Here is a 10,105-nt window from a genome sequence, read left to right as displayed (position 1 = left end):
AAATAAGAAAAGGGAAATGTACGGACGGGCCGGATTTGAACTGTTAAGGCGCAAGGTGGCTATCTAAAACCGGATAAAAGACTGCATCAAATTTGACGAAGAACCGGCATACTCAAGATTATCCATGAAATATTGTATATTTTTGTCAAAAGAGTTATTTGAATTAATGAAAATAAAGCGAAACGAAGTATCTTGGTTGTTTCTAAATCGTTACCTGTTTCTCTTTTTCTCTCCGTTATCAATTGAAAATCAATTAAATTCTATTGTTCTGCATACTTAAGAATCAAAAACATGGTTCAAGGATAAGCATGAAGTAAAATATACATTCATGTTCAAAGAGAGCATTCCATTAAATATCCAGGATTTGAGGGTTGTATTATTTACATTGATTGCATCAATCAGGATTCCTAAAAATGCACCGAAAACATATAAAAAAAGCGGATTTGCACCAAACGATTCAAAAAATATACTCCATTTTTTATTATTGAGGTCAATTACCGATATCAACAGAGAAAATAAGGTTGCTCCCATTCCACATGTAGCCAGTACGAAACTCGGAGACCATATTTTCTTATTGATCGGACATACATAACTAAACAGGAATCCCGCAAAAGTAAAAATAGCCCATATATAAACAATTGGAGTATTCGCTCCCTGTTGTCTTTTATATTCATAAGTATACTACCTATCCAGAAACCAATCAAAACATGTGCTATAGAAGGTATTGTACTAATATGCCTTCGGGATCAACTCCATATTCACTATACATATGAATTGAACCAAGAATATTCTGATCAACTATTGCCAGTATACTTGCGTCATCCTGGACATATCCGTTGCCAACTAATATAACGACAGAATATCCAGCCAATAAAGAGATAAATATTGCTGGAATATATTTATGCTTTATAATAATAGCAATTAATGAAACTGCGCAGTAGGTGAGAGCCAACCGTTGCATGAGGCCTAAGATGTGAATATATTCAAAATTTGTAATCGATTACTACAGTTTATTTCCTATGCTTATACTTTCATTTGTCAGGCTGTCATATGTTCCTATAAATACCTCGACCCAAGATAAGGCCAAACCAATAAAAAAAATTACAAATATTCGTCTAAGGATTTTAAACTGAGTGCCAGATGAAAATTTGAATTCTGTTTTACGCAAAGAGAGATAAGTTGATATTCCCATGATAAACATAAAGAACGGAAAAACAAGATTCGTCGGGGTCAATCCGTTCCATTCTGCATGTTAAGAGGGGCATATACATCACCCCATGTTCCCGGATTGGTTTACAAGGAGCATACCGGCAATGGTTATTCCCCGTAAAATATCCAGCGATAATAACCTTGAAGATTGGTTTCTGGTTCATAATTGGATTTTGTTCTGTCAGATTCCTGTTTTATATCTTAAGCTTTATGTGGATACGCCCCAACAGATAGGTTATACCTATTGTGAAGAACGAAAAAAGAATACAATTTATTAATCCTGGGAATCCATTTCTAAACCATTCAGGAGATTCGACGAATCGTATTGCATATAAAACGTATGGTACCAAATAACAGGTTAGAGTTGCTTTGCCGGCCGGTTCTATGATTTTAGCCCATGTCGTTTTTCCGGTCGAATCGAGCCAATAAATAATAGAATAAGTAAAAATCGCAATCCCGGTACAATAAAATACCCATGGAGGAGTTTCTCCAAGCTTGGATATTATCCAGTATTCGTTGGTTATATATCCAGCAATTATAAATAAAAATGCTACTATAAAAGCAAATATGAGTCTTTGTGATTTTTTCACATCTCTATATCTGGCACTTATCAGGGATAAGATAATGCCGCCCATTGTGAAAGCAGAAAGAGCGCCATTGTTTATATGCAATATATTGAGCATCGCATTAAAAAAGTTATCCCCTGGTAGATTCAGAATCGATTGTCCCTCTTTCATCGGAGTCTGTAATATACAGATGATGATTAAGAGTATCCAGATGGGAATAAGATATCTCAGACGGTCTCGTGTGAAAAGATAGACGAATGCACAGATCAGATATGTCCATCCAATGATACCCAGTATTCCCCACCAGCGAGGGGATAATATGCCTCCGTTTGCATCACGGAATATTATGCCAAGGAAAAGAAGCAATAATAAGCCTGCCATCTTCAATGCCGAAAAGGTGTATTTGAGATGTTGCTTGTCTGTCTTTGGGTAAACATTCCATATCAGAAAGAATGCGGCAACCATCAATATACGGTATAAATTGAAACTCATGCCGGACTCGGGAGAAAGGCCGGATTCGGTGTTCACAATATATACACCCATAATCAGTAGCGCTAATGAGCGAGTTAGTATATGTGCAATGGTGTCAGTCGCATCTATTCCCTTAGCAAATCTGGATTCGATAGCATATGGAATAGACATCCCTACAACAAATAAGAAACATGGAAATACAACATCGGCCAATCCTAACATATCCTGCCCCCACTTAGCATGCCCCAGCCATTCAGGTAAACCACTTACAGACCAGACATCGTTGACAAATATCATTAACAACATGGTCAAAGCCCTTAATATATCAATGGATTTATTACGGACAGAAAATATGCCGGACGTATTGTTTTTCATAGTGCTATCGTTTTTAAGCTAAGATATCAATTAATTATTCAGCTCTTTGTGTAAAGCTTTCCGCAGAGTTCCATTATCGTCATCCCCATTATATTCCCAATACATTGCGCCTAACATGCCATGAGCTTTAATATACTGGCATTTTATAGCAATAGATTTTGAGTTATCGAATCCACAAATAAATTCTCCGTTTTTACCTACCAGATAGGGAACCTGAGAAACATCATCCCATCTTTCATCAAAGCCAGTCAATTTTATCAGATTATTATAGTTCGCATTCTTTATTGTATCACTTGCACGTCCATAGAAAGGTATTCCCATCACTAATTTATTTATTGGCATACCTGCTTCTACATGTGCTTTTACTGCTTCGTCAACCGAAAATCTGGTGTTTTCAGATTTGTACAATCCGGAATGGTGATAAGGTGGAGATCCCATATCGTATGACATAATATTTACGAAGTCAACATAGGGATCTATTTCTTTGAAATTGATATATTTGGCATTAGCAGAACTGGCCAGGGTTAGCAATTTTTCTTCTCCGATTATCTGACGAATATCCTTCATCAATAAGGTGAAATTATCGGTATCAGCTTCTGATGCAGAAATTCCCGCAGCACTGTCTGTCGGGTACTCCCAGTCTATATCAATGCCATCCAGATTGAATTGATCAACGACTCGTTTACAATCTTTGGCAAACAATTCCCGGAGATTATCATCTGCAGCCATCTCGCTAAAATGCCCGCTTCCCCAGCCACCTATAGATAGGAAAATTTTTAAATGAGGGTGAATTTGTTTTAAGTCGGTTATCGCTTTTAATCGCTCTTCATTGTCAACCCGTATTTCACGGAATGTTTCGCTCACATGCCCGAATGCGTAGTTGATATGTGTTAAATGTGTCGGATCAGGCATAATGTCTGACCAGGATGTGACATATGCCACTATGATCGTGTTACTACTGTTTGTTGTCCCTTTTTTACATGTTGTAAACAATATCATTATACCTACGGCATAATAAAAAATCTTATGGTTTCTCATAGTCTCTTTTAAATTAGATCTGTACAAATCTATTTTCTCAGATTAATTAAATCTTTGACCAAGTTAGGTAATAAATATATTAAGAGATTTTGAAAATAATTATATATTTAATAATTACAAAATATAAACATGAATGATTGTTTTATTATATATTTCTGTTTATTAGATTATTATAATTTATTATTTAGTTGATGTTAAATAATTACAATTGATTTTTAGCATTTAATATATAAGATATTTTTTTTCTTAATAATTTGGATTCTATCCATATTGTGAAGTCAAAAATACTTAGTAATTGTTTTTCGTATTTATCGTTATGTAATTCTTTGAATTTCTTATCTAATTTTTCCAGCATCTTTTTTCGTTCATCGGATAATACAGGCAGATTTACTTTGTTCAGATACCATAATATAAGGTGTTCGGTTTGGAATGCCTGTTCTTTTTTTAATGATATGCCTCTACGAATCGATTGGGATTGATGTCTGACAAAATCATGATCACCCAACTCATAGTATATTATCAATTTAACAAGGCGTATGGTTTTCATAATAGGCAGATATTCCATATTATGTTCAGGTATTATTGAATTAATCGTTTTTTTTGCCCTATTATATTCTTCGAGCCCTATATAGACTAAGGTGGTATATAGCAATAGTTCGCTTTTTCTGATAGGGTTTAGCCATGAGTCTTTATTAAATAAATCATCTTTGTATAATGTTATTACTTCTTTGCATTTAGCATAGTCTCCTTTATCAAAAAAAGGAAACAGTTCATACTGGAAAGCTATACAGAGAGTATTGATCTTAAATTCTAAAGAATAATTGTCTGATAATTCCTTGAGTTTTTCTGCAAAATATGGCATTTCTTCATAATTCCCCATAGTGCGTAGGCTTCGCAGAATCCCTTCCAATACAGAAATATAGTATATAGGGGGATTTGCCCAGAATTGTGTGTTGTTTTCAAACAATTCCGACAACTCTCGAAAAGAACGTAGTGCTGCCGAATAGTCTCCTATTCCCATTAAATAATTAGCTTGAAATAATTTATGCTTTTTAGTCATTTCAAAATTACTTTCCTTGTTGCCCGACGATGTTGCAATATACATCTCGCTTATCATCAGATCGTTAAGGCTTTGTTCTTGTTTTCGGGATCGCACATCTCCTTTGTATGTCAATCTATGTTTAAGTAAATTGTAAAGAGAGGCTTGTTCTGTGATTTTGCGGATATGATTAATGGATTCTGTTTGCTGATAATGTTTTTGTGACAATTCTTTCTCTGATATATTGGGGAAGTCGAGACGTAGCAGATATTCCAGCTCCAGCTTTGTTGCCATGAGAAGAATTTCATAAACCTGGTTTTCTCTGGCTTTTTCTATGACACTATTTAATATATCGAAACACTCGCGAAACATAGAGCGTTCATATAACAATTCAGCCTTGCATAACTTTTGGAATAAAGAGTAATATATATCTTTCTTTTTACGTAACAATACAAGCGAGTCAAGAATTTTTTCGTAGAGGTAATGAACTGCTATCTCAAAAGAGGCCTTTTTTTCTGTTTTTCTGAATTCCTTGACAATAGACTCTTCATTAACAGAATCTGATTTGGTTATTAAATTATATAGTGTGAGATAATCCTTAGTGCTTTCGCCTTTTGAAGAAGAAATAGCAAATTGTTTTTTTTCAGCTTTGGATAGTGTGTTTATTAAATAAGTCAATGAATCAAATTTTTTCATAAAATTTATATGTTTTTTATATTTTATTACTTTTTATATTATCTGAATTTATACAAAAATATAAATATAAACTATATAATACTCTTATTTACAGTATATTTTTATTTATTGTTAAATAATGAAATTATATATATAGTATAAAATAGAAAAAAATGATATAATAATCCATACTACCTTGCACATACTAAAAACTAATACTATGAGCACAATATACAATCAGCGGAAAAAGATTGTGGTCATCGGTAGCTCCAATACTGATATGACTGTGAAAGCACAAAGATTGCCAATACCCGGAGAAACAATTCTGGGAGGTACATTCATAATGAATCCAGGAGGAAAAGGAGCTAATCAGGCAATTGCCGCGGCGCGTTTAGGCGCGGATGTTACATTCATCTCGAAAATCGGTAACGACTTATTTGGCATACAGGCTCTGGAAACATATAAATCCGAAATGATAAAAACCGAGTATATATTTACCGATAACCAGAATCCATCGGGAGTAGCATTGATCTCAATCGACTCATTCGGAGAAAACTGTATAATTGTTGCGGCCGGAGCCAATATGTCATTATCTCCACAAGATATAAATAAAGCTTTTAATTCTATAAAAGAGGCTGATGTAATACTTATTCAATTAGAAATTCCATTAGATACGGTCGAATATGCAGTGGATATGGCATATGGCCTGGGAAAAAAGGTTATACTTAAGCCAGCTCCCGCACGACCGCTGAGTGTTAAGTTAATAAAAAAACTTTATGCAATAGTTCCCAATCGTGTGGAAGCTGAAATCCTTACAGGAATAAAAGTCTCAGACGAAAAGAGCGCCCATAAGGCGGCACAGATAATTAGCCGTAAAGGCGTTGGGAATGTTGTCGTAACAATGGGAAAAAACGGCGCCTTTGTAAAAGAAGGAGACGCTTGCCGGTGGTTATTGGCAAAAGATGTGGAAACGGTAGACACCACCGGATCAGGAGATGTATTCTGTGGAGCGTTGAGTGTTTATTTGTCTGAAGGGTATTCACTAATGGAATCTGTAGCTTTTGCAAATACTGCGGCAGCAATTGCCGTGACACGTATTGGTGCGCAGAGCGCTATCCCATTTCGTTACGAAGTAGACATAACCTGATTGATTATTTTATTTATCAACAAATATTAGACATTATGTTTATTGTAGAAAAATATTCTATTGCAATTCTGTTCTGCATTATTACAATGCTGTGTTGGGGTTCCTGGGGAAATACACAGAAAATGGCGGCGAAAAACTGGCGTTATGAATTGTTTTATTGGGACTATGTGATCGGGATTGTGGTTCTGGCTCTCGTACTTGGGTTTACACTCGGTAGCCATGGTGAATCCGGACGCGGTTTTATGGAGGATTTACAACAGATAGAAAGTTCAAACTTCTGGAACGCCTTTTCTGGCGGTATCATTTTCAACGCAGCCAATATTTTATTAGCAGCTGCAGTATCATTAGCCGGAATGTCTGTTGCTTTTCCTGTAGGAGTGGGGTTAGCGTTGATTATAGGAGTATTTGTTAACTATTTCGCTGTCCCCAAAGGAGATCCGGTCACATTGTTTACCGGGGTTGCTTTAATTGCTGTTGCTATTATTCTGAATAGTATTGCATCAGGTAAAATGACTACTACCGGAGAAAAGAAAAGTTCAGGAAGAAAAGGTCTGTTGCTCGCTGTATGTGCAGGTATACTCATGTCATTGTTTTATCGTTTTGTAGCAGCATCCATGGATTTAGATAATTTTGAATTTCCGACTCAGGGTATGGCTACACCATATTCCGCCTTTTTTATTTTCTCTTTGGGGATACTCGCTAGTAACTTCGTTTTCAACACCTTTGTTATGAAAAAACCATTTGTTGGCGAACCTGTTGCATATAAGGAATATTTTTCAGGAAATTTCAAATCACATTTAGTAGGAGTTTTCGGAGGAGTTATCTGGGGTGTCGGCACACTATTCAGCTATATAGCTGCAGGAAAAGCCGGAGCTGCTATTTCATATGCTTTAGGCCAAGGTGCGCCTATGATAGCTGCTCTTTGGGGAATATTTATCTGGAAAGAATTTAAAGGTGGACCGAAAATAAATAATACTCTGCTTACCTTAATGATTGTCTTTTTCTTATTAGGCTTAGGCTTGATCGTTTATGCAGGGAAATAAATTGTGATGAATTATGAAAGATGTAAAAGCAGAAATACTTGTTGTAGGTAGCACCAATATCGATACGATAATCAGGGTTTCTCATCTTCCGGCGCCAGGCGAAACAGTTGGTAATGCTACATATACTACTGCTTATGGCGGAAAAGGTGCTAATCAGGCTATTGCGACAGCACGTTCAGGTGGTGAGGTAACATTTGCAACCAATTTAGGAGAAGACTCCTATACCTATAATCTGATTCCGTATTTTGAAGAAAACAGTATAAATACAGATTATATCTTTTTAGAAAAAAAGTATCAGACAGGAGTTGCTTTTATTTTTGTAGCAGATAATGGAGAAAACTGTATCGCTGTTGCGCCGGGAGCAAATGGTGTTTTTAAAGATAAAAAGCTGGATCAGATTCTGGATAAAATCGGACGGTATAAAGTTTTACTTTTACAACTTGAAATCCCTTATCAATCTGTTACTGAATTGATAAAATACGCAAAACAGGCAGGAGTGAAGGTGGTGCTTAACCCGGCTCCCGCAAGGCCGATCGAATCTGAAATCCTGAGTCAGATAGATATCCTCATCCTGAATGAAACCGAAGCGGAAATAATATCCGGAATTAAGTATGCAGATTCCACACCTGAAATAATAGCAGAAAGCTTATTTAAAAAAGGACCCGGCATAGTCATATTGACGATGGGTGCAAAGGGTGCTTATATTTATACCGAAACTATCCGGAAATATATTAAAGCTCACAGTGTCAAATCAGTAGATACTACTGCGGCAGGCGATACATTCTGCGGTGCTTTTATCGCGCACTTGATGGATACGGACAATATCATTGATGCTGTAAATTATGCTACTGCCGCCGCTGCAATCTCCGTAACCAAACTTGGCGCACAACCTTCAATCCCGAAAAAAGAAGAAGTTATGGAATTCTTAAACTCTCAATGCGAATTGAAAGAAGAACTAATAAACTATCAAACCATAAATAAATCTAGTCTATAATGAAGAAAGAACAACTAGTAATAATTATTCTTGTCTTGTTTGCATTGTTCTCGTGTAAGCAGGTTGAAGAATTTCCTCCTGAAGTAACATTAACTAAAGAACGTCTTCTGGATAAAATAAAAGGGGGGTGGGCCGGACAAGCTTTGGGTGTAACTTATGGAAGTTCTACAGAGTTTAAATTCAATGGAACCTTTATACAGGATTACCAACCGATAGAATGGTATGAAGGTTATGTAAAAGATGTGATGACAGAAAGGCCGGGCATATATGATGATATCTATATGGATTTGACCTTTGTGGAAGTCTTTGAGAGAGTGGGCATGGATGCTCCTGTCGATTCTTTTGCCCATGCATTTGCCCATGCCGATTATGAACTGTGGCACGCCAATCAGGTTGCACGCTATAATATTGTAAAAAGAGTGAAAGATCCAGGTCATTGGCTCAATAATCCACATGCAGATGATATAGATTATCAGATAGAAGCCGATTATGCCGGATTGATGACCCCGGGCATGCCGAATACAGCTTCAGAGATAAGTGATAAAATCGGCCATATTATGAATTCGGGAGACGGATGGTATGGAGGAGTATATGTTGGAGCTATGTACAGTCTGGCATTTATTTCTGACGATATAGGGTTTGTTGTCAGTGAAGCATTAAAAACAATTCCTCAGCAAAGTAAATTTTACAAATGTATTGCTGATGTAATAAAATGGCATAAACAATATCCTAATGACTGGCATCAGACATGGTTCAAAATTCAGAAAAAGCATTCGGAAGACATCGGTTGCCCCGATGGCGTATTTGAAGCATTTAACATTGATGCTACAATAAATGCAGCATATGTTGTATTAGGATTACTGTATGGTGAAGGTAATTATACAAAGACTATTGACATTTCGACTCGTGCCGGATACGATTCAGATTGTAATCCGGCAACAGCAGGAGGAATTTTAGGAACAATCCTAGGCTATAGTAATATTCCTGAATATTGGATGAAAGGCCTTAAGGACGCTGAAGATATCAATTTTAAATACACAGATATTTCCTTAAATAAAGTCTATGAGATGAGCCTGAAGCATGCTTTATATATGATAGAGAAAAATGGAGGAAAAGTAGAGGAAGAGAATATTTTTATCAAAACACAGAAACCTGTAGCAGTCCATCTCGAACAAAATTTTGAGGGCATGTATCCCTCCAAAAAAGTAGAATTTTACAGTACGGATAAAAATCCTGTTGAATTTGAATTTGAAGGAACAGGCTTTGTTCTGAGAGGTGATGCGCAAAGGAGGCACGAGAAAGCTCCATATGGCGAATTGACAGCCAAATTGTATATAGATGGTGTAGAAGTAGAAACAGCAGAGTTCCCAATGAGTTATAAATATCGCCGCCACGATTTATTTTGGAAATACCAGCTGCCATTTGGCAAACATAAAGTAAAAGTGGAATATGCTCCGAATGACGACTATCGTCTGAGGACATGGGACTATGTAATTTACTCGGATAAACCGGCTATCACAAAACACTCCGAATAAGTTAAGATTCAGA

The 10,105-nt window shown here is 36.3% G+C and carries 7 protein-coding genes and 1 pseudogene; 4 read left to right on the top strand and 4 right to left on the bottom strand.

Annotation, left to right across the window (positions count from 1 at the left end):
• Positions 1-276: 276 nt before the first annotated feature.
• From ACFO6W_RS26475 to ACFO6W_RS23055, 4 genes and pseudogenes are all read right to left on the bottom strand, one after another.
• Positions 277-1,339, bottom strand: a pseudogene (locus ACFO6W_RS26475) (acyltransferase family protein).
• A gap of 64 nt (positions 1,340-1,403) precedes the next feature.
• A complete protein-coding gene (locus ACFO6W_RS23065; RefSeq protein WP_380000942.1) occupies positions 1,404-2,621 on the bottom strand; it encodes a DUF5009 domain-containing protein in 1,218 nt (405 codons plus the stop codon).
• A 30-nt stretch (positions 2,622-2,651) separates the two neighbouring features.
• Positions 2,652-3,659 carry a glycoside hydrolase family 18 protein gene (locus ACFO6W_RS23060; protein WP_380000940.1) on the bottom strand — a complete coding sequence of 336 codons (1,008 nt, stop codon included), beginning with the start codon at positions 3,657-3,659 and terminating at the stop codon, positions 2,652-2,654.
• Between the two features lie 202 nt (positions 3,660-3,861).
• Positions 3,862-5,394 (bottom strand): hypothetical protein, encoded by a 1,533-nt coding sequence (locus tag ACFO6W_RS23055; RefSeq protein ID WP_380000938.1) that lies wholly within the window; start codon positions 5,392-5,394, stop codon positions 3,862-3,864.
• Between the two features lie 199 nt (positions 5,395-5,593).
• Here ACFO6W_RS23055 and rbsK (ACFO6W_RS23050) point away from each other — a divergent pair, with 199 nt between their 5' ends.
• The 4 genes from rbsK (ACFO6W_RS23050) to ACFO6W_RS23035 are packed head-to-tail and all read left to right on the top strand — an operon-like array spanning position 5,594 to position 10,092.
• On the top strand, positions 5,594-6,520 hold the full coding sequence (gene rbsK, locus ACFO6W_RS23050) for a ribokinase (RefSeq protein ID WP_380000935.1): 927 nt from the start codon (positions 5,594-5,596) through the stop codon (positions 6,518-6,520).
• A 35-nt stretch (positions 6,521-6,555) separates the two neighbouring features.
• Positions 6,556-7,563 carry a GRP family sugar transporter gene (locus tag ACFO6W_RS23045; protein WP_380000933.1) on the top strand — a complete coding sequence of 336 codons (1,008 nt, stop codon included), beginning with the start codon at positions 6,556-6,558 and terminating at the stop codon, positions 7,561-7,563.
• Positions 7,564-7,576: 13 nt separating this feature from the next.
• Positions 7,577-8,557, top strand: a complete 981-nt coding sequence (gene rbsK / locus ACFO6W_RS23040; protein ID WP_380000931.1) for a ribokinase — start codon at positions 7,577-7,579, stop codon at positions 8,555-8,557.
• Positions 8,557-10,092: an ADP-ribosylglycohydrolase family protein gene (locus ACFO6W_RS23035; protein ID WP_380000929.1), complete on the top strand. Its 1,536-nt coding sequence runs from the start codon at positions 8,557-8,559 to the stop codon at positions 10,090-10,092. The genes rbsK (ACFO6W_RS23040) and ACFO6W_RS23035 overlap by 1 nt, the downstream gene beginning before the upstream one ends.
• The last annotated feature ends 13 nt before the right edge of the window (positions 10,093-10,105 follow it).

The sequence above is a fragment of the Dysgonomonas termitidis genome (assembly GCF_042654545.1).
Classification (GTDB): Bacteria; Bacteroidota; Bacteroidia; order Bacteroidales; family Dysgonomonadaceae; genus Dysgonomonas; species Dysgonomonas termitidis.
Note: the sequence above shows the minus strand (reverse complement) of the source record. Positions and strands in the feature narration are given on the sequence as shown.